Here is a 23,919-nt window from a genome sequence, read left to right as displayed (position 1 = left end):
GGAGTAAAAATATTATGAGTTTTAACGTTGATAATCAGCAAAAATCTTTATCTGGTTCTGCTTCAAATTTAACTTTGTCTGAATTGCTTCAAAAAATCCAAGAGATTCCCAAATTGAATGTATCTGTAAAAAAAGGTTATTCAGTTGGATATGAAAATTGTGAAAAACAATTTAAAATGGATTATGCAATTACTTTCAATGATTTTGATAATGAAACTTGGTTAGTTAAACCGACTAGCTCGATTAGAACTGATAGAATATATGGGAATGAATTTTTTGCTCAAAACATCAAACTAGTTGATAAGAATGTCACAAAAATCTTTGTTGTTGTACCAGATTCTATTACCGAGAAAGAGTTGAAAAATAAGAACGACTATTCAAATAAGATACATAGCGAAACTTATGTATCTTTCTTAGATGATGTACTAACTTTTTCTGAATTAAAAGACTTCGTACTAAATCATGCTTCCGAAAATCTATCTCAAGGAATTAGTGCTAATATTTTGGGAAACAATGCTGAGGATAGTATAGTTGACTTACTGACTGACAAAAACAATATCCTTCTCTGGAATAATCACGCAAAACATTGCCAAACAATTAAATCTTCTACTTATCATTGGTTTAGTCAAATCTTAAAAGTTTCTGGTATTCGTGAACAAGATACTATTTTAGATATTGTGGCAACTAATTTAATACCTAAATTAAGTAATCGTGGTTATCCGAAAACTGATGTATCTTTTACAATTACTACTGAACAAGAAGAAATAACTAAAAATATTAGTGTAAAAAATACTTCTGCGGATACCGTAACAGTCCATGAGGGAGCTGTAGACGATATTCTTATTGCCCTTAATCTCGCTTCTTCTTCGTCATTGGCTAATTCACTCAAAGAATTTCAAGCATATGGTAGTGCTAAAGGATTGAAAGAAAATAATGAAATTGCCTATAACACATTAGTTGATGAAATGCACAAATACAATAAAGAATTAGTTAACTTCTTTATGTTTGGGGTCAACAGCCCATTAGTTAACAATCCGATTCAAGTTGCTGATATAATTCTATATACTAAAAATTTTGAGGTTGTTTCAAGGGATTTGTATATTGATGAATATATAGAGAAATATTCATCTAAAGGACAGTTTGGAACCCCGTTTAAATGGACATACCCTAGTAAAAAACGAGGTCAAAAAGTACAAATCAAAGGTTTTACTAATAATAAAAAATAGCAGTTCATACATGATCTGCTATTTTTTGATTAAAGGTATACTTTCATTTTATCAGCGACAGCTTTAATTACTGGCACAGCTACTGAGTTACCAAACTGTCTATACATCTGAGTTCTTGAAACTGGTACTTTGAAATCATCTGGGAATCCCATTAGTCGTTTACATTCTAGTTCACTATAAAGTCTCAACCCAGTTTCTCCACCTTTTACAAACGTTCCTGTCAAACGCTGAATTTTGTGGTAGCTTGCAACAAGTGTATTTACCTGAATCACGCTAGTTTTATCAATAATTTGTGGTCTGCCATCATCTTTTTTGAAGAGATATGTTTTTTGTAAATGTTTCGAAATTTGGTATCCAGAAGGGTTATCTTCTAAAATAGAACCTACTGGAACTTTTTTATCAGTTCCCTTCGGAAACTTAAAATCATGTACTTCCAGGTCAGGTCTAAATCCAACAATGATAATTCTTTCTCTTCTCTGCGGTAAACCAAATCGTTGAGCATCGAGAATTTCATAAAAAACTGAATAACCTAACTCTTCTTGTAAAGCCTTCATAATCACTTTTAAAGTATTACCTTTATCATGAGTTACAAGCCCTTTTACATTCTCAAGTAAGAAAGCTTTTGGTTTTTTCTCTTTTAAGATACGAAGTACATCAAAGAACAAAGTTCCTTGGGTTTCATGAGTAAAACCTTCACGCTTACCAATATGGCTAAAGGGCTGACATGGAAAACCTGCTAAAAGAATGTCGTGCTCTGGAATATCTTTCTCATTGATTTGAGTAATATCCCCATATGGTTTTTCGCCATAATTCTCTTCATAAGTTTTAGATGCATATCTATCCCATTCGGAACTAAAAACACATTCTGTGTTCTTATCCTCAAATCCTTTACGGATTCCTCCAATACCTGCGAATAAGTCGATAAACTTAATTGTATCATTTGAAGTAGTTTTCTTTTTAGTGTTCATTTTTGTGTCTATTCCTATTTTAATTAGCTCGGAGCATTTTTGACTAAAACTCTTACAGTCATCAAACTCAAGTGAATAAATTGCATCAATCTCACTCTGAGTTAGATAAATATTTTTCATCTGTTTTTTATCAGAAACTGGTTTTCTTCCTGCTCCCTTGCGTGGGCCTCCCTGCATATTTTCTTCCTTACTTCATTATTCGTAATATAAAACCATTATATCATCTTTTTGATAAAAAAATGTGTTTTTTCAACGATTTATCCGTAAAAAAGGTCGATGATAGCTCAAAAAATGAACAACCATTTATTCTTTAGTTGTTTTTTGTTTTTCAATGTACTCTTCAATCAATATATTTTACATCTCATCTTCGTACGATTCTATCATTCTCAAATTATTGAGCTCCTCTTCAATTATTTCCTGATTTTTTTCATCTAGCATCTTATAAAATCTTTCTTCTGAAAAATATTGAGTAGCATTGACCGTAAACACATCACTTTCAAAATATAACTGTTCAATATTCCCATAAAAATCCCGTTGAGCATGCATTAACTTTTCAATATAGATTTCGCTAGCTTCTAACAAGTCCGATAAAACATCAATATCAGGTTTTTCTGATGCAGTTAGATAATAACCATAAGATTCTGGACTTCTGCTCATTCTAAAATACATTAAATCTGAATCAATTTTAAAGTCATCTATAATAATATCATATGCACGTTTTCCTAGAGAGTGATATGTTTCAACACCATCTAGTGGTTCAAGTATGTGACTTAAAACTTGACTAAATGCCTGTTCAAAATTTTGAAAATTAACTACTACTGTTTTTTTAAGATATCTTCCATTTTCATCTTTAGACTCATATGTAAATGGAGTCAATAAGAATTTACTAAATCTCGACATCATTTCATGCGAAGCATTCGATGAGCAAAAAGCAAATACTGATTCTGCAAAAACATCAATATTGTTATTTTTATAATCAGGAGCAAACATTGATCCAAATTCATAGTCTTCACTCACTGCTTTTTCCAAAGCAATATATCTTGCATATGGAACATAATCTATCAGTATCTCGCGAACAAGTAAAGAATACTCATCAACTCTCTCTAAATCCAAAAATAGGTTCAGAAAGAAATTAAACTTGTCCACTTCTGTGTAATCAAAATCAAAACCCCAAAGCAACTCCTGAAGTGAAACAAATTCAAGGTTGCTCTTTTTCATATTGATTTCATCATTCTTATTAGAAGAATATGAATTAAAATCAGGTTTTAATTTTAAGTTATCTTTCAGTGATTCGGCAACTATAACCGATAATTTATCAATTAAAATCTCTGATTTCCCTTCTCTAATTTCTTTAATAGTCTTGGGTTTATTACTATATAAATGAGTATTTCTAATAGCTCTTAATTCCTTATATCTAATATCCCCTGAAGCTCTTAAGATTGTTCGTTCTTCGTTTATAGCACGTATACGATTGTTAATCCTTAGTTGTGCACTCTTTAAATAGTATTGAATTAAATTATTGAACATATTATATCTCTTTCTAAAAAACGGATAATTTCAGTTAAAATTATATATTATTTTCCTGAATTTTTCAATAATAACACGATATAATTAAATCATAAAGGAATCAGAATCGATTTCTAGTTATCATCTCTTGCTAGCGGAGAACAAGCTAGCTAGATACTTTGGAGGTAATCATTATGATTACAAACTTGAAGCAAAAGCTTCGTGAATTACGTGCTAATCGGTTGATAAATTATGGAAACACAGCTTATCAACGTATTAGTAATGACTGGCATTTTGAAAATGTACCAACTGAATTGAGAAATCTTTGGTATGGACAAGATGTCGTTTCGTTCATAACTCTATCTATCGCATACGACTCAAATATTGACAGAATGTCAAATAATGAGTTGGTTCGTTGGATTGATAATGAATATTGCTTAATCGCTCGTTTGGAAAAAATTTTTTCAAACCTTGAAAGACAGGAAGAAGGTAGTGCTAATGGCTAAAACGAATTGGAACCGAACTCTTGAGGAGGTTCTCAAACAAAAAACGCAAACTAAAGTAATGGTTAGCGAGAAAACTGGTAATGAATATACAGCTGATGTTGTCCCTATTTTAAACGTTGTATCAATTGGTTCAATTGAAGAAATTGATGGGAAGTTCAAATATTCAATTGTAGATACAAACAACGACCTAGAATATACAATCAAAACATCAAATAAGGTTGATGTAAAGTTTGGTACAATTCTTCAATTCAAGAACGTACGTGGCGGTGCAACGACTAATGGTGTTGGTTGGTATGCTGCTGACTCAGTAGCTGTGGTTCAGCGTAATGCATAAGCGTAGATATCGTAGAATCAAACCTACATCTAATTGTAAACTTCAAGGCTATCAACTCTCTCTGGTAGCCTTTACGGTTACAATTATTATGACTGGATTGCTACTCTACATAAGCTATTCAATAGAACTATTGAAACCATATCTGACTAATCCGTTGCTATTCTTTGCTATTATAGACTTCATTAGCTTCTTATGTTTAGTGTATACTTGGTCACTTCGTGAAGAGGTATCAACTATTTCAATACCAACCATGTCTAGCGAAGCAAATAGGCTATCTAAAAGATTGAAGCGACTATTTAATGATAAACAGATAACTGATGTACTAAAATTATCTAATTCAACACGCTATGGCAACGAAATGCCAGAACTCCACGTATGGGTAAACAATGAGTTATCAGATGGATACATCGCTATTGAAAATATAGCTAACTGGGAACGTGCCGATCGTGAAAAATTCGAACAAAGAGTATCAGGGATACTTGCTGGAAAGCACCAACGTTTTGCCGTTGTAAATTCAGAACTAACAGCTGGCGATAGCTATATCCTTTTCTATTTCGAGGATACGCTGACTTCCCAAAGGTTGCATGTAAAAGACAATACAGAATCCTTAAAAGAGTTTGTCAGTGAAAATAAGCATGCTATTCGTCTGTCTAAAAACTTGGTTTGGATGGCTGATATAACTCCAATGTTGAGCATAATCGCACGTACTAGAGCAGGAAAATCAGTGCTTGCTGGTCGTTATATGGCTCGTCTAATGTTGTTACAAGGTTGGATTGTAGAATATAATTCTGCCAAATTTGATAGATATGTTAAAGAATTTAATGGCCAGTCCGACCCAATAAGAATAGTAGAGCGTGCTGAATACTGGTGTACGGTCATGGATAATAGACTAATTCAAATCAATGAAGCTGGTAAAGAAAAATATCTTGAAATGGAAGATATGAAAGATATCGGCTTATTCTTCGATGAATTAGGTAACCTTAATGCCTCACTGGAATCACTCGATAAAGTTGATAAAAGCCTTAAAATTACTTCTCGTTGGACTACTGCTATTAACCGCCTATCTGCTACTGGTGGTTCTGCTGGAATTCATATTATAGCTATTTCACAATTTGCGACAAAAGAAGGTTTTTTGCCTTCATTAGCCCGTGTCAACTGCTCTGACGCTGTTATTATGCTAGGTGGTGCTGCTGATTCAGCCGACGAGCGTAAATATCTTATGTCTGGTTTTGCGGATATGCCAAAGCGGAGCTACGGAAAGGGGCAAGGTGTCGCTCGTATTCTTGCTTCTGGAAAAAAATGGGAAGTACCACACTTTTACGAAACTCCGTGGTTCGATAATAGCCTATAAACAATCCATTTTTGTTCTAACTAGAGAAATCTGTTGGATCAACAAATGGATTCATGACGAAGCCGACGTGTCACAAGGTCGGTCATCTTGAAAAGATGAAACAAAACTAATTCTAACTATATCTAACGCCTGCAGAGCACTGGGCTTGTCAAGTGCTCTGCATTTAAAAAAACTTGATAGAACAAGGATTTGAAGCAAATTATCAAATTTCAAATCCTTGATTTATCAGGAGAATAATTAATAGAATATTTAAAAAGGAGAAATTCTTATTATGAGTAAAAAAGAAGCTAATCTTACAGCAATTATGCTTGTTCAACAACTTGAAGAAGAATATTGGTTATCTGATGACTACAAATCAGTAGTTCAACAAGCAAAGGCTGGCAACTGTCGCCCACTACTAGAAATGATTATTCAAAAATTAGAAGAACAAGATATCATTGTTAAAGAAGCATATATAATCAAACATGACAAAGATAAAGTAACTATTTGGAATCCTGTCAAGAAGAAAAATGAAATTAGCGATAAAGAAGAACACGTGCATACTCTTCTAAAATTTGAAAAAGGGGCATCATTACAGAAAATCGCTCTTGCTATTGGTGTTGAGCCACAATATCTTGAAAAACTCAAATCAGGGCGATATGGCTACGATAACTGTTTAGCTTACCTTTGTCACTGTAAGGATGAAAGTAAGCATCAGTATCAGCCAGAGGAGGTTGTAACTGTACTAGGGGAAGATTATGTTAGCATCTATCATCGTAATATGGAAACTTGGATGAAAGGACGTGCAACTAAAAAAGCCAAGGAAACTGAGCTTAGTGTAGATTGGTTAATTGAGAAAATTCTAGCGGGAGAAATCAGTAAAAGTAATATTCTTCTCACAGATGAGTATTATGCTGTTTATGGACAACACAAGAGGAGAATAAATGAAGCACTGGATACAGTCGGAGAACGCAAAAGCTATCAAGCTATTGTAGATTTGAAATCGGGAAACTATAAAAAATCCGCACTTTTTATTATGGCTGATAGTGGTGTTGGAAAAACTAAATTTTGTATGGAGTTGATTCAACATTTACAAAATATCGCTGAAGAAGATTATACTTATAATCTATCTTATTGTCTTACTGCTTCAAGGAACGCATTTGATGAATATCAAGGGCAAGATATTCTATTTTTAGATGATATAAGGGGGGATAGTCTTTCTGTGTCAGATTGGCTCAAACTAACCGATCCTTTCATGATTTCACCTATTTCAGCACGATATCATAATAAAATGGGTTCTGCTAGGTTAATTATTATCACAAGTACTTTGCTTCCAAGTGTCTTTTTTTCCCAGGCTGTTGGAAATAAGAATGAAGATAATGGTCAGTTTATTCGGCGATTTGATTATCAAGTATATATTCCAGAACCAGATAAATTTCTTCTTTCAACTCCTATAAAAAATGAACAACTTGAAGGGCAAAATGCATTTCCTGTTTTTCATTCGTATTCATTTTCTACTGCTACAGAGGTATTAGATAAAGATACAGCAATGGAACAGATTATCAATACAATTTTAGAGAATATGAATCTAAAAAATAAAAAGGTTATCAATGCAAGCGACCAAACTAACAAAGATAACCCAAGCACCCAACAAAAATAGTCAACAACTACTTCTGTTGTTGCTATTGTCTCATATTTAAACAGAAATCTCAAGAGGATAGCAAATGAACATTAAAACAATTGATTATGTATATTTAGTTGAACTCGGCTTCCCAAAAGCTACTGCCCAACAAATTATTAGACAAACTAAAAATAATTTGGTACAACAAGGTTATACACTTTATAGTAATAGACGACTGGGGACTGTTCCAGTTGGTGCTGTTGAAGAAATTCTTGGCTTTAAGTTACACGAATGAAAGAGGTAACTTATGGCAAAGACAAATTTTCAAGATGTCTATATGGACGAGAAAGGACAATACTATTATGAAGTGAGTTTAGGAACTGATAATATTACAGGTAAACGTATCAAAAAGAAAGCTCGTAAAAATGCAAATGGTAAGAAATTTACTACTGCTAAAGAAGCATACACAGAAGCTATTAGGGTCAAAAACGACTACTTACAATCTAATGGCTATTCAAATTATGATATGACCTATGAGCAATTTATGAATACTACCTACTTACCATTTTATCAATCTGAAGTAAGCGAGCACACATATTCCACACGTCAACCTGCAATCAACCTAGTCATAAAAAGGTTTGGTAGAAAGAAATTAAAGGATATTTCAATTCGAGATGTACAAAATTTTAGAACTTGGCTTCTCTCGAAAAATGGCGGAAACTATTCACAAGCATACGCTAGTTTAACATTCGGCATGTTTCGTAAAACTCTAGAATTTGCTGTAAGTATGCAGTTTCTTGATACTAATGTTTCAATGAAAGTCAAAGCAATTCCAAAAGGTCGGACTCATTCACAATATTGGACAAAACGAGATTTTGAAGAAGTTATCAGTCATATCTATATTGATGATTTCTATGAACATCTATGCTTCGTTTTATTATGGCTCTATTTTTGTACAGGATTGCGTGTAAACGAAGGTACAGCTTTATGGTGGAATAACATTGACTTTGAGAAAAAACAGCTCACAGTCAATCATATGTTGATTATGAAGAGTAAAACAAACTGGATTCGCCAAAATCATACTAAGACGGATTCAGGTTTACGGACAATCTCGTTAGATGATGATACAATCTCTATTCTCAAAGAATGGAAAAATAGGCAAGCTAGTTTAGGAAGAGTAAATTTTGTTTTAAGTTATGACGGAAATCCCATGCTTAAATCAACCATATCAAGGATTATAAAGAGATATGCAAGATTAGCAAAAGTTCCAGAAATACAAGCCAAGGAACTTAGGCATTCTCACGCTTCCTACCTTATCAACGAATTGAACGCTTCTGTTCTAATAGTCTCTAAACGTTTGGGACATTCTTCACCGGAAATCACTCTAAAGCACTACGCTCATTTATGGTCAGGCGTTGACAAGGAACTTGCTGATGAAATGGTTGGTTTAATTTCAATCAAACACGCAGACAAAACAATGGTACAATTTAATGGCAATCAATCATTATTGAAAAAGTCGCCAAAATTGTCGCCAAAATAATAAAGATTAGCTAAAAACACTGTTATATCAACGATTACAAGCACTTCTATAATCGTTGAGTGGGAGTAAATTAGTCCAGTGGACTAATTTACCCGACGCCTAAAAATAAAAGAGCGTCGCAAGCCTGGGGATAGGCTCTATCAGCCAGTCCATCAAGACTAATTTACCCGACGCTTGAAACAAGATTAGAAATTATATATACAATAAAAGGAAGCCAATATTTAGTTTGGCTTCCTTTTATTGTATTCATTATTGTTCAGGATCTGATTTGTGTTTATCAAGTTCTTTTTTTACTTCTGACATTGTTGTTTTTGCTACTTTTGTAGCTACTGTTGCTGTTGCTTTACCAATCACCATACCTTTGTCGGCAACCTTCTTTAAATCTTCCTTATTAATGTTTAAATCAGAATTTTTAAATAGCATAATACAGCAAACAATGTTTACAATAGCACAAAGGTAATAGAGCATGCCTCCAAATCCTAAGCTTGTATTTCCTACTAATTCTTTTGTGAGTGTATTATGAATAAAAAGTGCAAAGAGATTAAGAACTACTATAAGAACAAGTCTAATTTTATTATTTGGGAATACATTAACTGGAATCAAAGACAACACTAAAGTAAGGACAAATGCACCATACCAGAATAAGAATAAGAGAAAAACAGATGGAGCTCCAATATACTCTGCAACATGTTCGCTAACTGGAGCGATCGAACTCCCCTGATCAGTTACAACTGGCAAAAAGAATGTAATTAAACCAAGAAGACTTGCACCTAGAATAATATTTTGAAATTTCATTTTCATCGCGATTTACTCCTCTGTAACATTTTTTGTGTCTAGGGTGTCCAATCCTAGATTGACTGTTTTATCTAAAGAAGATGTTATTAAAAAATCGTCATTAATATATCTAAATCCCTTATAGGTTTTGTCATAAATTTCACCAAAAATTGGGGCATCAAGATCGGAGGTGATTTCATTTGAAGCAATTGTATAAGGACCAACATAATCCTCTTGTATCAATTCATAACTTAAAAACGTAATTTCTTCACTAGCTACATTATTCCCTGAAGAATCTGTCTCCACTTTAGCTTCCAATGGGTATGTTGAATACAGTTTTAAAGCATCTTCATAATTCAATTCCTTGGCTGCTTCTAAAACTTGATTTTTCTCCTGGATATCATTTTCTAACCACTGGATTTCTTGTTCAGCTGCATATCTTTCAACTTCAAACTCTGAGTCCTTTAAAGACTTCTGATATTCTATTTCGCCTTTGTTAGCTTCAATTGAAGCATTGGCATTATCAATTATTTCTTTTTTTTGTTCATCAAAATATTTCTCGTCATATTCTTTCGCAAATTTGATTATCTCACTATCTTTTTTATCTTTAATATATGCTAAATTTAAATCATATTCTAAATTTAAATCATATATATGATAAGTATCAACTTTGCTGTTTTTAATGACGTAGATTTTTTGTATTCGGTCATCTTTTGAGATTTCTCCATCATCATTTGTGTCTTCTACTTGGAACCAAATACGCTCTTTATTCTCATTAGCTAACTGCATGAAACCGACTGTTTTTGCTTGATCAATGCCGATTCCAACTTTGGATTGGTTAGATGAACAAGCAGTCAGAGTTGCACCAGCAAGTAATGCTCCGCAAGTGAGAATGAGAAGATTTCTTTTTTTCATTTTTATTCTCCTAAATGTTATTATTAGAAATAATTCTTTCCAAGTTTTATTTTAGCATATTGTGGACATAAACACAATATGAAATAATACACATTCTATTTATAATTGTAATTGAAAGGAGTTGATTACAATTATAAGTTTTAAGCCATTATGGCAAACAATGAAAGACAAAGATGTTTCACAGTATCGACTCCTAAAATCGGGTATAGATAATAAAACACTTGATAGCCTTAAAAAGAATAAAAATATCACTCTTTTAACTCTTGAAAAACTCTGTAATATTTTAGATTGTAAACCTAACGATATTATAGAATTTGTCCCAGATACATAAAAACGATTCCTACTAATAAAAGTAAGAATCGTTTTTAATTTGCCATTTTTTACTCCTTATCTTTGTAAAATTCTAGATTTTCTTTTTGCATCAAATGAACAAACTAGTCTAAAAAGGGGAAATCTTTGTTTGATTCCCCCCTAAATCCCCCGAAAAAAGAATTAGCCAGAAAAATTTTCTAGCTAATTCTTTTTATATACTATTGATTCGTTTCAAATCCATAAGAAAACAACCAAGAAATCTCTCGGTTGTCAACATTATTTATTTAATGTTACTGTTTCACCACTATCTCTTGCTAAATCAGGTATTGTTACAGAATCTCCTGAAACTGAATATTCCAGCTCAGTTCTAATGCTATCACTGATAATTTGTTTGTCTGTATCTTTTTCAGCATAGAGATATTTTACTTTTCATGATACCTAAAAATGCATCGTTGGTCTAATGAAATCTACATTCGATTATTAACCATGATTTATGCGGTTTATATTCGAATTTGATTTATATATGATATTGAAGATACCAAAAAATTATAGGGAACTGAAGGATAACACAAAAGACACCCGAAGGTGTCTGATGATATTCTAAATATCTTAGTAAGCCAAAAACTCTTCCAAGTCCTTGAGGGAACGCTCTGCTATTGCCTCATAACGTTCCTTCTTGTCACGGATCCGCGGTCCGTCCAGCTCCTTAATGATGCCAAAGTTGACATTCATAGGCTGGAAGTGCTTGCTTTCCGTGTGGGTGATGTAGAATGGCAGAGCTCCGATAGCTGTGGTCTGTGGGAAGATGACTGGCTCTTCGCCACGGAAACGGCGAACAGCGTTGATACCAGCCACTAAGCCGGAGGCGGCAGACTCGACATAGCCTTCTACTCCTGTCATTTGACCTGCAAAGAACAGATTTGGATTTTTCTTGGTCGCAAAGGTCTGTTCCAATAAGTTTGGCGAATCCATGTAGGAATTACGGTGCATAACACCATAACGGACAAACTCAGCATTTTCAAGCCCTGGAATCATCTGGAAGACCCGCTTCTGCTCGCCCCACTTAAGGTGAGTCTGGAAGCCAACAATATTGTAAAGGCTACCTGCTGCGTTATCCTGACGGAGCTGGACAACTGCGTAGGGTGTCTTGTATTCGCCATCACGTGGTCCCTTGTAATCTTCTGGATATTCCAGACCAACTGGCTTCATTGGGCCATAGAGCATGGTTTTGATACCACGTTTGGCCATGACTTCAATGGGCATACAGCCTTCAAAGTATTTTTCTTTTTCAAAGGAGTTAAGCGGTGCTTCCTCGGCTGAAATCAAAGCCTCATAGAAAGCGGTAAACTGTTCCTTGTTCATCGGAGCATTGAGATAGGCAGCCTCTCCCTTGTCGTAACGGGACTTAAGATAAACCAAGTCCATGTTAATGGTCGAGCTGTCGACAATCGGTGCTGCCGCATCGTAGAAGTAAAAACCGTCACCACCATTAAGCGCGTGAATCTTCTCCGCCAAGGCGTCAGATGTCAATGGTCCCGTCGCAATGACTGTAATAGCATCCTCAGGAATATCCGTAATCTCCCCGCGAATGACCTCAATCAGTGGATGATTGTGAATCTCATCTGTGACTGCTTGAGAGAAATTCTCGCGGTCCATAGCCATGGCACCGCCAGCAGGCACACGGTGGGCCTCTCCGGCACGCATGATAATGGAATCTAAACGACGCATTTCTTCCTTGAGAAGACCGACAGCGTTAGTCAAACTATCGCCACGGAAAGAGTTGGAACAAACCAACTCAGCAAACTTGTCCGTCTTGTGCTGAGGAGTCGGCTTGACACCACGCATCTCGTAGAGTTTGACAGGAATGCCACGCTTGGCAATCTGATAAGCAGCCTCCGAACCAGCCAAGCCAGCTCCGATAACGTTAATGTGGGTTTGAGACATGAAACTAATACCTCTAGCCAGACTATCTGACTACTGTTTGGGAATACCCCTAAACAGAACCTTTCTAAATTTTATACCTATCTAGTATACCAGAAAATGGCTAGAAAAGAAAAAACTACTCTCATGCGAATGAAAGCAGTTTATTATTTTGCGTAAATATTTTTATGTAAATAAAATATATTTTAGAAAGTGACTAAATCAGCAATATTATTTATAACATCGAATTCCCAACCCATATTTCGAAAATCTTAAATGTCAGCTTGTGAATATGGTAAAGAGTTTAACAATACTGAATCCATACCAAATTCCTGAGCAATGGCTATATCAGTCGTTGAATCATTACCAATAATGACTGTTTCATTAATGTCTAACTTATTTTCCTTAGTAACAAGTTTCAGAAATGCAGGATCTGGCTTTTTTATCGGGTGGTCTAAGAGTAAATAAACTTGCACCTTTCTCATTTAATCGCTGTAAACTAGACTGGGTATTTTCAAAAACATGCAATTTCTCACGTGTAAGAACACGAAAAACTATTGCTACTAATTGACTAATGGTATCGATATCTTTAGTCTCTATCCTCTAAACCCGATTCCATTTCTTCTTAATACGTTTGCTACTCATAATGACTTCCTTTCTATTTTTCTGCAACAAAATAAGCACTCGACTATTCGAATGCAAAATTAAATAATTGGCCTACCTTCTCTAAATGCTTTTTTGGCTTCAGCTAACGTCATTTTATTTGGACCACCGTCAATATTAACAGGTCCAGTATTTTGCCATTTACAGGTGTCACAAATATCATAGTCCATAACATCATGACCGCAAACAGGGCATTGTAGCCATACATATCGATCAACTATCCAAGTCTTTTGCAATTTCTCTGACATAGTAAGCTCTCCCTTCATCAGGTTTCATCATTGTCATGATTGTTGATTTTCCATTATTACCTAGAACGTAGAAATTATTTACTACATCATACCTAACACGACGAGAATCTGTGTCATACCTAAGAATATTATCTTGTATAGGATTTGATCAAAGTTCTTGTTCTAATTTCAGATAATCTGATTTGGAAATGTTCCCAAACTCATGACTGTGTTTCTCAAAATGACCATTAAAAGATTTCTCAGATGGAAACTTCGCCTTAATCAATCTAGCTCTGTCTTTTAACTGTTCATATTGTTCACCACCATTACACTTAATATTGATATAGTTATAAAATGTTTTTTCTGTATTATCGCCCAACAGAGACTTGGATTTTTCATAAGCTGAACATAATATCACTCTAAAAGTAATTACCCAACGTGTAGGGTACAAAAATTACGGAAAAACAACAATGGAGATATACCTCCAAGTGACAAAAATATTAAGTCGCAAGTTGTGACTGTTCTAGATAATCTTTATCAATAGTTTGCCCCTTTTCAAACAAAAAGAAAAACCGCTACTCCGAAGAATTGCGGTTTAATCATGTTTTTAAGCTACTTGAGTAGTTGCTTTATTATTTAAGAGTAACAATTGCACAACCTGTTAAATGTGCAGTATCAAGGGGTTTGAGTTCATAAATTTGAAGTTTGGCAGGAATTTTGGCATAAAATTGAATCCAATCCTGCACTTTTTATATTTTGTGTGATTTCTTCAGAAACTGTTTTATCTAAAGCATTAAACCAATGACTATATGTGTTCAAAGTTGTTGATTTATCAGCATGTCCCATTCGTCTTGCCACATATAAAATATCTTTTTTCAAAACATTTATTAGATAAGAAGCATGACTATGTCTAAGACCTTTCCCTGTTATAACAGGCACTCCTACTTGCTGAGCTTTCCGTTTGATAATGCGACAAATGGTTGATTTACAAAAAGGATCTCCAAATCTTGAAATGATAAAATCTGTATCTTGATTTGCAAACTGATTTTTTCGCCAAACTTGAAGTACTTCAATAGTAATATCATCCAATTCAATAAGTCGTTCACCTGCTGGAGTTTTTGTTTGGTCTTTACGATACCAATTCCCATTTTCATCTTTCTCTAAGGTTGTATGTACCTTTAGAAATTTTTTATCAAAATCAATATCCTCCCAACATAAAGATAAACCTTCGCTCACTCGTACACCTGTCATATAATATAACCAGATGGCAGTAAATCGTTGCAATTCTTCATAATCATGTAAGTCAAATGATTTGATAAATGTCTGAAACTCCGTATAGGTCCAAAATGGAGTTTCTGGATGCTTACCTCTAGGATTATCTAATGCTTTACAAGGCATATTTGAAATATAGCCAAGTCTTTCTGCATAACCCATACAAGCTTTAAACCTTGACCATAAATTTTTCGCATAGTTTTCAGAATAGTTCTCTATGATATGCAATCTAAAAGCTTCGCAATCTCTAGGAGTTATTGCTTTTAATGGCTTTAAACCAAAATATTGAATAAAAAGTTTATGATGAGGAAGAGCCGTCTTATATGTCACAGACTGAACTTTTTGCTTATATGCTCTTAAATAAATTGTGTTCATATAGTTTTCAAAAGTCATATTGTAATTTTCTAAACTGACTTTGTTGGCAAATTCATATTTTATACGAACTAATTCGTCATATGCTTCTTTCATTGTTTCAAAGGTTTTACCATATTGATTTTTTCTAGCTTTCTTTTGTACCCTTTTGCCAGTTACTGGATCGATTCCAAGATCAATCTGATAAAATATCTTTCCCTTATTATCACAATAAACACCTTTGTATTTTTTACTACTTTTTGTTGCCATTTGGATTCTCACTTTCTAAATGTTATTTAGATAGTGGAATCCCTATTAATTGTTCCACAATTTCTGCTGGTGCGATACCTAGTCTTCGATTGTCAAAGGGCGATTTACTTAATTGTACCGCATTATGGTCAACTTTGCGAGCTTCTTCAAACTTTTTTACAGCAATTCTTTTAGCTTCTCGAATAATGTCTCTAGAGGTATGTTCAGGAAATCCTAAGTTCATTAAATCTTTATATGTAGCAGTTCTCATACACTTTCCTCCTTCAAATCACTAAATTTTTTAAAACGCTAGATGAGATTTGAATGGTTAGTTCAATCATGGGAATTTCACCCGCTGTCCTTTTACGTTGGCAGCCTGAACGGTCAGAAGTATCATTATCATTATTTATGTCATGGCAGATAGGTTACCATCCTATTTTTGAATAAATGATTTTCGCTCATATCATGGCGCATTATATTCTATTGCTCAACAAATAAATAAAGTCCCATCTAGAATTATTCAATTGTCAATGAACAAATCAGGAGGGACTATTTTATATTATGTTTTATTCGCTGAGGAAAGTCTGTAAGCCCCAACAAATAATCTGTACTAACGTTATATAGATTTGAAAGTTTTATTATTACATCTGCCGATAAAATACGTTCTCCTCTCTCAATTTTTGCATAAGCAGAGTGGGTAAACGAAAGCTTTTCGGCAACGTATTTTTGAGTGAAATCATTGTCTTCTCTCAAATCCCTTAAACGTCGGTACATCAATCTTTCTCCTAAGGAAAAGTATAGAGGATAACTAGGAGAAATTTGATATATTGTCCTAATTGGACAATATAAATAAAACTCCCAAACCGTTTATTTCTTTACAAATTAGACGGTTTGAGAGTAGCTTCATTATACATTATATCAAAAATATACAAGAATATGTTGGAAATTTGAACATTTATTCAATTTGAATGGAAAAATCGTCTGTCTTGTATTTATCCATATTTAAAACTCTTACATATTCATCCAACTTTCTAACCGCATTTTCGTATTCTTCGATTTTATTGTCTAGCTGATTCTGTATAATTTCAATCTCAGATTCAATATGTCCAATTGTTACATTCTGCGATAAATTCATCTTGGAACATTCATACTTAGCTAATTGCTTGGTATCTTGATTATCACTTTGTAGGTTAACAACTACTTCTGCCATCTTGTTTAAGGTGGCGTTTTTTTCTTGAAGATTTGTCAATTCAATATCTAGCTGTGCGATGTCTCCAACCAATTCATCTTTTAATTCTAGAAAGGATTTATTTTGAATGTTTAATGTCATCAATAAATTGATTTCTTCAATTTTTTGTTGAAGGCTAGACAGACTTGTTCGTCTCTTATAAGGTAAAGACCTATTGTCAAACGTTAGTTGGCGAATCAAGTCCCTTCCTTTCATATATCGATTCTTTTCTGAGTCCTCTTTATGATAAATGAAATAAGAAGATGTTTCTCGAATAAACACCTGATACTGTTTCATATTTTCTTGTTCTAAGATATTAAGTTGATGATTTGGAATGAAGATTAGTCCTTCTTGTCCAATCCCCATCCAAACCTTAATGAAAAGTCCATCCGAAACCACCTTTTCAACCTGTTCTTCAGCAATCTCAACTTCAAACTCATGTACAGCATCTCTCTTAGTTTTATACGTTTCATATGCTTCGGTTATTTCTTCTACAGTCAATACGTCTGAATACTGTTGCATCTCAAATTTTTCAAATACCGTTTTTACGTCACTATTTTGAAGTACTTCAACCACATCATGTTCCTTGAAGTAGGTCTCAAAATACGTAGTGTCATAAAGATTTTTCTTTCTTAATGACTTATTTGGTATGGAAATGCAGCTTTTTCCATCAGTAAGAACAAAATCTATCGTTTTTATCTTGCTCTTCAATTCTAATCCCAGTAACCCAGCTTTCTCAACGAAATCATCATATGACTTGGATCTTGGCAACAAAAATTCTAAAATCAGTTCAATCTTTCTCTTAGCAAAGTAATGTTGAAAATATTCTTTTGAATAGGGTTCTCTCTTATTCAGCTTATCTCCTCGGATGACTTGCTTCATATTTCTATCTGTCATAAAAAATCGGCTATGTTTCCTTGAGAAATCTATTTTGACATTTAGTTGCTCAGCTTTTTGCATAAAATCATTGAAATCAATTGAATGTTCCATGAGAAAAAATAACCGCTGCTTCAATTCGTATTTGTGATTAGAACGTCGATAGACCTCATAATCTCTATGAGAATAACGTTTAGGTGGAATGATTTTAGCACCCGCTACTTTAGAAATTCTATCCGAAATCATTTGTAAATTTCTTTCAAGAGCGTAGTCCCACTTCAACTTTTTTTGAGATTGGCTATTGATTGAGTTGATAATAATGTGATTATGACAATGGTCCTGATCAACATGAGTGGCAACAATGAATTTATATTGACCACCTATCAACTCTTTTATCGTTTCATAGCCAATACGATTGATTTCCTCTGGGCTTAATTTATCTTCAGGTGAGAAAGACTGAATAATATGATGAGCATGTATTTTCTGTTGCTTTTTCTCTTGTCTATCAAACCGTGAATCGTATAGTTGGTCATTTGAAAGGAAATTATTTTGATACATCTTTACCAGTTCCACATAGTCAGGAAAATCAAGATAATTACTCATCCCAAAATCTGAAATCAACGATAAATTCCTGGTTTTCTTAGGATCAAGAATATACTTTATCAGTTGACGTCGATATTTTTTCCCATGAACAGCATAATGCTTAGTAATGACCATAAAATTCTCTCAATCGTTGACACTTTATGTCAAAATCTTGTTGTAACTGTTTTTCTAATTCTAATATACCAAGCTGCAATTCTTTTACTTGTTGAAGATTTAATAGATGGCTTTGATTTACCGCACGTGCAATCTGGTTTATATTGTTTCCAATCCTACGAATTTCAAAAATCAGGTCTTGGAATCCTCTGGTATCGATTGTGATAAAATTCATACCAGGATCGAGTAAGGTCTTTCTGGCATAATGAGAAAAGTTTGGACACTGGCTATGAGCAAGATTTTTGTTTAGGATAATTAATTCTTGATCACTCAAATACACCTTTTTCAAATTGGTTCGATAACGATTTTCCATAATAACTTACCCCATGTACTTGTCTTTGAATGAATAGCTTAATGGAATAGTTACCTCAATTTCCTTCATCAAGTCTTTGATACAAGTCAGGATGATTTCAAGATGTTCCATAGTAACTGATTGAGACAACTTTGCCAGAACAAGTATTTCATGTACATCCCGGTAAATCTGTTCTACTTTTTGGTGCTGTAAATATTTTATCCATTCTTCAAGCTGCTGAGATGATTGGTGGTCTATTTTCAATAATTTACCTCTAGCAAAAGGGGAAAATTGTTCATATCCCTCCTGTTCCATAAAATTTTGTATCTGTTGATACTCTTCTATTGAGAAATTGACTTCCTTACGTATCTCTCTAACTAGATTTCCCATCCTGTATCCTCCTCATTCTTTACTATCGGTATATCCCCGCCCTCGTATTGGACACGGTACTGAATAATATCTTCCTTTCAGGTCTTTGCGAGCTCAGATATTGTGTCCACAATATCCCAAAAATCTTATCGCCAGCCGACCAAAACCTTTGAGTTTTGATAGCCGATGATAAGATAACTTGGTGGCTTCGCCCCCAAACCCCCAGTGAAAAATCATGGATTGATTTTTTTAGGAATGATATTAGGATAATAGAGGTGATTTGGAAAAGGTATCACAAAACAAAAAGTAGGATATTTCTAACCTACTTTTCATTTCCTTATATTATTCAGAAAGAGCTGTCTCATATATGGACATCTTATGTTTAAATGAGTCTCTTCCACCTTCCAATTGATTGATAATATGGTTTTTTATAAATTTTTCACTAACATATCCCTGTGATTCAATCCAAGCATGAGCCCCATCTGATTCCATAATTACCACTTGATCGGTCATGGAATTTGTTACAATTGTCGCATTATGGGTTGCTAAAATAATTTGTCGTTGAGCTTTCACGTCTCTAAACTGTTGAACTAAATGTCTGTATATATAGCGGTTATCCAAATTATCTTCAGGTTGATCAATAATTAATGGTCTGAAATCCTTTGAATAATCACTATATGCTAGTAAAAAATCTAACATCGCTACAACTTTTTGACCCAAACTTAATACACTAACTTCTTTATAAAGAATGTCAAGATGTTGTGATGTTTCTTTTGAGTTAATGTTAAACTCCAAAAAAAGTCTTTCATTGGCTACGTGTTCTTTTAGCACTCTCTTTAACTCATCTAGTAAACTACTATTTGCGATTAAAGAATAAATACTACATAACATCTGACAATTCTCTTGAATTGTTTTGCCCCCTAAATGCCAAGGAGTAATATGATCTGCTTCCATTTCTTCTATTTTAAATTTTTCTTTACAGATTGGACAAATTCCTTTTTGCTCTGTATAAGCTTTTCTTTTTTGTCTATTATCAAATGTTCTTATATTCAAGTGTCTTTCTTTTCCAGTGAGTAGGTATAAATATATTCCTTTATTGTTTGTTACATCATCATCTTTAAATAATTCTATAATTTTTTCTTCTAATTCTTCTGGATCTAGGTTCGTATTTTTATATTCATTATAAAGTTCACCCCAAGGCAATCCTTTCATTTCCCTTCTATATTCTGGGAACACAGATTTTATCCATTCAATTATATTTGTAAAATAGACCCAAAGATCTTGAGCATTTTTTTCATGTTGATTTTTGCCCATATAATCTTCTATTTTATTTTCACTAATCCATTTAATAACCGTTTCTAAATAATCTTGTCTTATTGGTGTACCATTCATATAGTCAGATCCTATTTGATATGCAGGACAACCAGTTTTAGAAAAATATCTTTTGGCATCTGTTACCCAAGAACCATGATAAACAGCATTTCTTAATTCTTGATCTGTCAGTTCTTCCCCTGCAATATTAATCGTTTTAAACCATTCTAATTTTTCACTATCTGTTCCTTCACAAATATAAACTGTTAATTCATAGTCTAATATTTTTTCTTTTTCATCTTCTTCTAAATTATGAAAATATAAATCTTTAAAAGAAAATTCACTATTTATGTATTTGCAGATTGATAAGGTACGTTGTTGCCCGTCAAGAACTTCATAACGATTATTTTTATCTGTATTATCAACCCAGTAAATAATACCTAATGGAAAATGTTGTCGGACCGAATCAATAACTGCACGTTGTTTTTCAGTGGTATAAATAAATTCTCTTTGATAAGGTGGCCGAATATCAAGTTTTCCCTTCCATCCCTCAACTCCTTCATTTCCCAAATCAACGTATCCAACTATAAGATCACGTATTGGAACGTTTTTTCTCTTTATCTCCATTGATTACACCTCTTTTTTTAATAACCAAGCATTTCTTTCTTACTAATTGGTTGCTTATTCCGAATAAATATTCTTTTATATGTTGATCTCACTGGATAACCAACGTCAAAAAACGTTCCTTTTCCAAACTCATCATATCTGATAGTTGGCCCTAAAGTTCCTGTATTTGATTTTTTTACAACACCATCTACCCATAACTATTAGAAAAATGCAATAAAAAAATTCTATTTATTAAAATCTATTTTTATAAAAGATTCACAGTCAGATAATCAAGCTATAACAAAATCAGTATTCGGGAAATAATGTAGTAAAGTATAGATAACAAAAAACCGCTATGCGACAACTTCTCAATAGGTCTTCGCATAGCGATTTTATTTAATAAAAATTCATTATTTTTTTACATTTTCAACAACTAGAATGTATCATTAACACTTTTACATCCTTATTGCATAACTCAAAAATTACATAACTTCCAATTCTCCCATCAACTGTTCCCATTCATTAAAATAAATACCCTGACACCTTTTAACTTCATCAATTGATTTTTGTAATTCCGTCAGTACTATATAATCAGAAGAATTGTTTGGTTGAGAAATGATTTTATTCAATCTTTCTAATTCTTCATCATATTGATTTATTAACACTTCAAGCTTTTCAATTCGTTTCTCCTTCTTAACCTTCTCCTTCTCAATAGAGTTACGATCGCCTTTTACTGTGTTATTTTTCTCTACTTTCTTCTCAACATTAATGTAATTAAATGGCTTTTCGGAATTCAACCTTTTTTTCTCGTACTCACCATAAGTGGATTCTACAAACTCTACACCATCCTTATCAAAAACAAGCAATCTGTCAGCAATCTTATTAGTAAAATATCTATCATGTGACACAAAAATAATTGTGCCTTTATAACTGCATAAGATATTCTCTAAGTTCTCTTTGCCAATAATATCCATGTGGTTTGTCGGCTCATCTAAGATTAATACATTAGTACGTTTATATAATAATTTACATAATGTCAATCTAACCTTTTCTCCACCTGACAAAGAGGACACCGGTCTAAAAACATCATCTCCACTAAACTGAAATGAGCCAAGAGCAGTTCTGACCTCTGTGTCATTTAGCTCAGGGTATTCGCTTTGAAAAATTTCGAATAGTGTATCATCTCCACTGATTTGAGCAAGCTGTTGGTCAAAATAGCTAATTTCAACATTGTATCCGAATTTAAAATCTCCGGACAATGCTGACGCACCATCCATAAGTGTTTTAAGCAACGTGGATTTACCAATACCATTACTCCCAACAATTCCAAGCTTCTGTCCCCTTTCAAGGTTGAAATTAACCTTTGCAAGAGGAGTATCATAGCCTATCACAAGTTCTGAAACACTTAACACTTGTCTTGAACTACTGATTCTCGGTTGAAATTTAGACATATAAGTTTTTGACATATAAGTTTTTGTATCGTATTGGTCTGGTGCATTTAATATTTGCATACGCTGTAATAATTTAATTTTAGATTGCACCATTTTAGCTTTCGTAGGTTTATAACGAAAGCGTTCAATCAAGCGTGTAATCCTTTCAATTTCTATCTGTTGCAAGTCGTAATCTTTTTGCTGTTTGATATGATTTTCTCGTTTTTGCTCCTCAAAGGCTGAATAATTACCTTTATAACATTTGGTCTCTCCCCATTCGATTTCATAAACCTTATCCACAATTCGATTAAGAAACATTCTATCATGGGAAACAATAACCAATGTAGATTTATAACTTCTCAAATAACTCTCCAACCATTGTATTGTTTCTATATCAAGGTGGTTAGTAGGTTCATCAAGTAATAGAATATCTGGCTTTGTTAAAAGTATTTTAATAAAAGCTATCTTAGTTCGCTGACCACCTGAAAATTCAGAAATGGGTTTTTTATAATCTGCTTCAGTAAAACCCATACTACGAATCATCGTTTCATATTCTTTTTGATAGGTTAGACCTCCAAGAGCCATATACCTTTCAAAGATATCAGAGTATTCATTGATGATTTTATCATCACATTGATTCTCCATTTTATCTATCAGCTGTTTCATCTTTTTTTCCATATCAATAAGCGTCTTAAATACCGTACGGACTTCATCCACCATTGATATACTTTCATCTTCAAAAGGCATCTGTCTTAAATAGCTAATATAAGGGTTACCGGTCTTTATTACTTGAAATTCACTTTCACCAGTTCCTTCTTCTAATTCAATTTCGCCTATAATAGCTTTTAGCAAGGTTGTTTTTCCACATCCATTTCTACCAACAATAGCAATCTTTTCATTATCATTGATTTCAATACCGATGTTTTCCAACACCATATTACCATCATAGTAAACGGCACCATTAATTATTTTGTATTGCATTTTCATATCCTCCTTTGCGTAAGTACTAGCAATTGCAAAGGTGGCTTCGGACAATAATTATTCTACTCCATGTAAAGCTTGTCACAGCCACCTATACATGGAGTTCTTTAAATGTTACTAAAGTTGTAGATTTCATTTGCCCCTCCACAATTTAACTTATATTTTAATATTATATCATCTGTTTTGTAAAAATTCATCAACAGCTTTTAAACAAAAAAGCAGAAACTCTTTGAACAGCTCCCTGTCAAGTGGACAATGAAATAATAAAAGATTAGGCGACGGCCTTGTTCCTCATTTCAAGAGGGGCAAGGCCGTTGTTGCGTTCTTGAAAACGTTGGTGATTGTAAAAATGGATG

Annotated in this window: 23 protein-coding genes; 8 read left to right on the top strand and 15 right to left on the bottom strand. The window is 33.6% G+C overall.

Features of this window, described 5'->3' with window-relative positions:
* The first annotated feature begins 14 nt into the window (after nucleotides 1-14).
* Entirely contained in the window at nucleotides 15-1,226 is a 1,212-nt protein-coding gene (locus NF418_RS08470) for an MspI family type II restriction endonuclease (protein ID WP_256779216.1), read from the top strand.
* Nucleotides 1,227-1,255: 29 nt separating this feature from the next.
* Here the strand turns inward: NF418_RS08470 and NF418_RS08465 are convergent, their stop codons facing one another.
* On the bottom strand, nucleotides 1,256-2,371 hold the full coding sequence (locus tag NF418_RS08465) for a DNA cytosine methyltransferase (RefSeq protein ID WP_256779215.1): 1,116 nt from the start codon (nucleotides 2,369-2,371) through the stop codon (nucleotides 1,256-1,258).
* Nucleotides 2,372-2,548: 177 nt separating this feature from the next.
* Entirely contained in the window at nucleotides 2,549-3,721 is a 1,173-nt protein-coding gene (locus tag NF418_RS08460) for a hypothetical protein (RefSeq protein WP_256779214.1), read from the bottom strand.
* Nucleotides 3,722-3,894: 173 nt separating this feature from the next.
* Here NF418_RS08460 and NF418_RS08455 point away from each other — a divergent pair, with 173 nt between their 5' ends.
* The 6 genes from NF418_RS08455 to NF418_RS08430 all read left to right on the top strand — a co-directional run bounded on the left by NF418_RS08455 (nucleotide 3,895) and on the right by NF418_RS08430 (nucleotide 9,031).
* On the top strand, nucleotides 3,895-4,206 hold the full coding sequence (locus NF418_RS08455) for a hypothetical protein (protein ID WP_256779213.1): 312 nt from the start codon (nucleotides 3,895-3,897) through the stop codon (nucleotides 4,204-4,206).
* Nucleotides 4,199-4,540: a hypothetical protein gene (locus tag NF418_RS08450; protein WP_256779212.1), complete on the top strand. Its 342-nt coding sequence runs from the start codon at nucleotides 4,199-4,201 to the stop codon at nucleotides 4,538-4,540. Before NF418_RS08455 ends, NF418_RS08450 begins: the two co-directional genes overlap by 8 nt.
* Before the next feature lie 250 nt (nucleotides 4,541-4,790).
* Nucleotides 4,791-5,891: a cell division protein FtsK gene (locus tag NF418_RS08445; protein WP_373325955.1), complete on the top strand. Its 1,101-nt coding sequence runs from the start codon at nucleotides 4,791-4,793 to the stop codon at nucleotides 5,889-5,891.
* A gap of 271 nt (nucleotides 5,892-6,162) precedes the next feature.
* Entirely contained in the window at nucleotides 6,163-7,530 is a 1,368-nt protein-coding gene (locus NF418_RS08440) for a Rep family protein (protein ID WP_256779210.1), read from the top strand.
* Nucleotides 7,531-7,594: 64 nt separating this feature from the next.
* Nucleotides 7,595-7,786, top strand: coding sequence for a DUF3173 domain-containing protein (locus NF418_RS08435; RefSeq protein WP_208564783.1), 192 nt, complete (start codon nucleotides 7,595-7,597; stop codon nucleotides 7,784-7,786).
* 12 nt (nucleotides 7,787-7,798) lie between these two features.
* A complete protein-coding gene (locus NF418_RS08430) occupies nucleotides 7,799-9,031 on the top strand; it encodes a tyrosine-type recombinase/integrase (RefSeq protein ID WP_256779209.1) in 1,233 nt (410 codons plus the stop codon).
* Between the two features lie 249 nt (nucleotides 9,032-9,280).
* On the opposite strand, the gene NF418_RS08425 is transcribed toward NF418_RS08430, so the two are convergent.
* Together NF418_RS08425 and NF418_RS08420 are read right to left on the bottom strand one after the other, a co-directional pair.
* Entirely contained in the window at nucleotides 9,281-9,832 is a 552-nt protein-coding gene (locus NF418_RS08425; RefSeq protein ID WP_256779208.1) for a hypothetical protein, read from the bottom strand.
* A 6-nt stretch (nucleotides 9,833-9,838) separates the two neighbouring features.
* Nucleotides 9,839-10,720 carry a hypothetical protein gene (locus NF418_RS08420; RefSeq protein ID WP_256779207.1) on the bottom strand — a complete coding sequence of 294 codons (882 nt, stop codon included), beginning with the start codon at nucleotides 10,718-10,720 and terminating at the stop codon, nucleotides 9,839-9,841.
* A 160-nt stretch (nucleotides 10,721-10,880) separates the two neighbouring features.
* Here NF418_RS08420 and NF418_RS08415 point away from each other — a divergent pair, with 160 nt between their 5' ends.
* Nucleotides 10,881-11,051 (top strand): helix-turn-helix domain-containing protein, encoded by a 171-nt coding sequence (locus tag NF418_RS08415; protein WP_172023124.1) that lies wholly within the window; start codon nucleotides 10,881-10,883, stop codon nucleotides 11,049-11,051.
* Between the two features lie 590 nt (nucleotides 11,052-11,641).
* Here the strand turns inward: NF418_RS08415 and trmFO are convergent.
* From trmFO to optrA, 11 genes are all read right to left on the bottom strand, one after another.
* The gene (gene trmFO, locus NF418_RS08410) at nucleotides 11,642-12,976 is read right to left on the bottom strand and encodes a methylenetetrahydrofolate--tRNA-(uracil(54)-C(5))-methyltransferase (FADH(2)-oxidizing) TrmFO (protein WP_044764720.1); all 1,335 of its coding nucleotides are present in this window, start codon (nucleotides 12,974-12,976) and stop codon (nucleotides 11,642-11,644) included.
* Between the two features lie 248 nt (nucleotides 12,977-13,224).
* Nucleotides 13,225-13,428 carry an HAD hydrolase-like protein gene (locus NF418_RS08405; RefSeq protein WP_256779206.1) on the bottom strand — a complete coding sequence of 68 codons (204 nt, stop codon included), beginning with the start codon at nucleotides 13,426-13,428 and terminating at the stop codon, nucleotides 13,225-13,227.
* Between the two features lie 228 nt (nucleotides 13,429-13,656).
* Nucleotides 13,657-13,863: a CPCC family cysteine-rich protein gene (locus NF418_RS08400; protein ID WP_256779205.1), complete on the bottom strand. Its 207-nt coding sequence runs from the start codon at nucleotides 13,861-13,863 to the stop codon at nucleotides 13,657-13,659.
* 669 nt (nucleotides 13,864-14,532) lie between these two features.
* Nucleotides 14,533-15,735 (bottom strand): tyrosine-type recombinase/integrase, encoded by a 1,203-nt coding sequence (locus NF418_RS08395; RefSeq protein WP_256779204.1) that lies wholly within the window; start codon nucleotides 15,733-15,735, stop codon nucleotides 14,533-14,535.
* Nucleotides 15,736-15,757: 22 nt separating this feature from the next.
* On the bottom strand, nucleotides 15,758-15,985 hold the full coding sequence (locus NF418_RS08390; protein ID WP_001258320.1) for a DUF3173 family protein: 228 nt from the start codon (nucleotides 15,983-15,985) through the stop codon (nucleotides 15,758-15,760).
* Nucleotides 15,986-16,263: 278 nt separating this feature from the next.
* Nucleotides 16,264-16,488 carry a helix-turn-helix domain-containing protein gene (locus NF418_RS08385; protein WP_014636930.1) on the bottom strand — a complete coding sequence of 75 codons (225 nt, stop codon included), beginning with the start codon at nucleotides 16,486-16,488 and terminating at the stop codon, nucleotides 16,264-16,266.
* 181 nt (nucleotides 16,489-16,669) lie between these two features.
* A complete protein-coding gene (locus NF418_RS08380) occupies nucleotides 16,670-18,535 on the bottom strand; it encodes an SAG1250 family conjugative relaxase (RefSeq protein WP_256779203.1) in 1,866 nt (621 codons plus the stop codon).
* Nucleotides 18,522-18,887, bottom strand: coding sequence for a MobC family plasmid mobilization relaxosome protein (locus tag NF418_RS08375; RefSeq protein WP_256779202.1), 366 nt, complete (start codon nucleotides 18,885-18,887; stop codon nucleotides 18,522-18,524). The genes NF418_RS08380 and NF418_RS08375 overlap by 14 nt, the downstream gene beginning before the upstream one ends.
* A 6-nt stretch (nucleotides 18,888-18,893) precedes the next feature.
* Nucleotides 18,894-19,256 carry an SAG1252 family conjugative relaxosome accessory protein gene (locus NF418_RS08370; RefSeq protein ID WP_256779201.1) on the bottom strand — a complete coding sequence of 121 codons (363 nt, stop codon included), beginning with the start codon at nucleotides 19,254-19,256 and terminating at the stop codon, nucleotides 18,894-18,896.
* 321 nt (nucleotides 19,257-19,577) lie between these two features.
* A complete protein-coding gene (locus tag NF418_RS08365; RefSeq protein ID WP_256779200.1) occupies nucleotides 19,578-21,173 on the bottom strand; it encodes a GmrSD restriction endonuclease domain-containing protein in 1,596 nt (531 codons plus the stop codon).
* 461 nt (nucleotides 21,174-21,634) lie between these two features.
* Nucleotides 21,635-23,617, bottom strand: coding sequence for an ABC-F type ribosomal protection protein OptrA (gene optrA, locus NF418_RS08360; protein ID WP_256779199.1), 1,983 nt, complete (start codon nucleotides 23,615-23,617; stop codon nucleotides 21,635-21,637).
* Nucleotides 23,618-23,919 lie beyond the last annotated feature (302 nt).

Origin of the sequence: Streptococcus suis (genome assembly GCF_024509555.1) — a bacterium.
Taxonomy (GTDB): domain Bacteria; phylum Bacillota; class Bacilli; order Lactobacillales; family Streptococcaceae; genus Streptococcus; species Streptococcus suis_AD.
The sequence above is the reverse complement of the archived record's forward strand: the minus strand, read 5'-3'. Positions and strand labels throughout refer to the sequence as shown.

Coding starts and splice junctions, on each gene's coding strand:
- NF418_RS08375 (WP_256779202.1), bottom strand. CDS start 18,887: ATGGAAAATCGTTATCGAACCAATTTGAAAAAGGTGTATTTGAGTGAT.
- NF418_RS08470 (WP_256779216.1), top strand. CDS start 15: ATGAGTTTTAACGTTGATAATCAGCAAAAATCTTTATCTGGTTCTGCT.
- NF418_RS08455 (WP_256779213.1), top strand. CDS start 3,895: ATGATTACAAACTTGAAGCAAAAGCTTCGTGAATTACGTGCTAATCGG.
- NF418_RS08365 (WP_256779200.1), bottom strand. CDS start 21,173: ATGGAGATAAAGAGAAAAAACGTTCCAATACGTGATCTTATAGTTGGA.
- NF418_RS08425 (WP_256779208.1), bottom strand. CDS start 9,832: ATGAAAATGAAATTTCAAAATATTATTCTAGGTGCAAGTCTTCTTGGT.
- NF418_RS08420 (WP_256779207.1), bottom strand. CDS start 10,720: ATGAAAAAAAGAAATCTTCTCATTCTCACTTGCGGAGCATTACTTGCT.
- NF418_RS08440 (WP_256779210.1), top strand. CDS start 6,163: ATGAGTAAAAAAGAAGCTAATCTTACAGCAATTATGCTTGTTCAACAA.
- NF418_RS08385 (WP_014636930.1), bottom strand. CDS start 16,488: ATGTACCGACGTTTAAGGGATTTGAGAGAAGACAATGATTTCACTCAA.
- NF418_RS08380 (WP_256779203.1), bottom strand. CDS start 18,535: ATGGTCATTACTAAGCATTATGCTGTTCATGGGAAAAAATATCGACGT.
- trmFO (WP_044764720.1), bottom strand. CDS start 12,976: ATGTCTCAAACCCACATTAACGTTATCGGAGCTGGCTTGGCTGGTTCG.
- NF418_RS08450 (WP_256779212.1), top strand. CDS start 4,199: ATGGCTAAAACGAATTGGAACCGAACTCTTGAGGAGGTTCTCAAACAA.
- NF418_RS08400 (WP_256779205.1), bottom strand. CDS start 13,863: ATGTCAGAGAAATTGCAAAAGACTTGGATAGTTGATCGATATGTATGG.
- NF418_RS08435 (WP_208564783.1), top strand. CDS start 7,595: ATGAACATTAAAACAATTGATTATGTATATTTAGTTGAACTCGGCTTC.
- NF418_RS08395 (WP_256779204.1), bottom strand. CDS start 15,735: ATGGCAACAAAAAGTAGTAAAAAATACAAAGGTGTTTATTGTGATAAT.
- NF418_RS08415 (WP_172023124.1), top strand. CDS start 10,881: ATGAAAGACAAAGATGTTTCACAGTATCGACTCCTAAAATCGGGTATA.
- NF418_RS08445 (WP_373325955.1), top strand. CDS start 4,791: ATGTCTAGCGAAGCAAATAGGCTATCTAAAAGATTGAAGCGACTATTT.
- NF418_RS08390 (WP_001258320.1), bottom strand. CDS start 15,985: ATGAGAACTGCTACATATAAAGATTTAATGAACTTAGGATTTCCTGAA.
- NF418_RS08465 (WP_256779215.1), bottom strand. CDS start 2,371: ATGCAGGGAGGCCCACGCAAGGGAGCAGGAAGAAAACCAGTTTCTGAT.
- NF418_RS08460 (WP_256779214.1), bottom strand. CDS start 3,721: ATGTTCAATAATTTAATTCAATACTATTTAAAGAGTGCACAACTAAGG.
- NF418_RS08370 (WP_256779201.1), bottom strand. CDS start 19,256: ATGGGAAATCTAGTTAGAGAGATACGTAAGGAAGTCAATTTCTCAATA.
- NF418_RS08430 (WP_256779209.1), top strand. CDS start 7,799: ATGGCAAAGACAAATTTTCAAGATGTCTATATGGACGAGAAAGGACAA.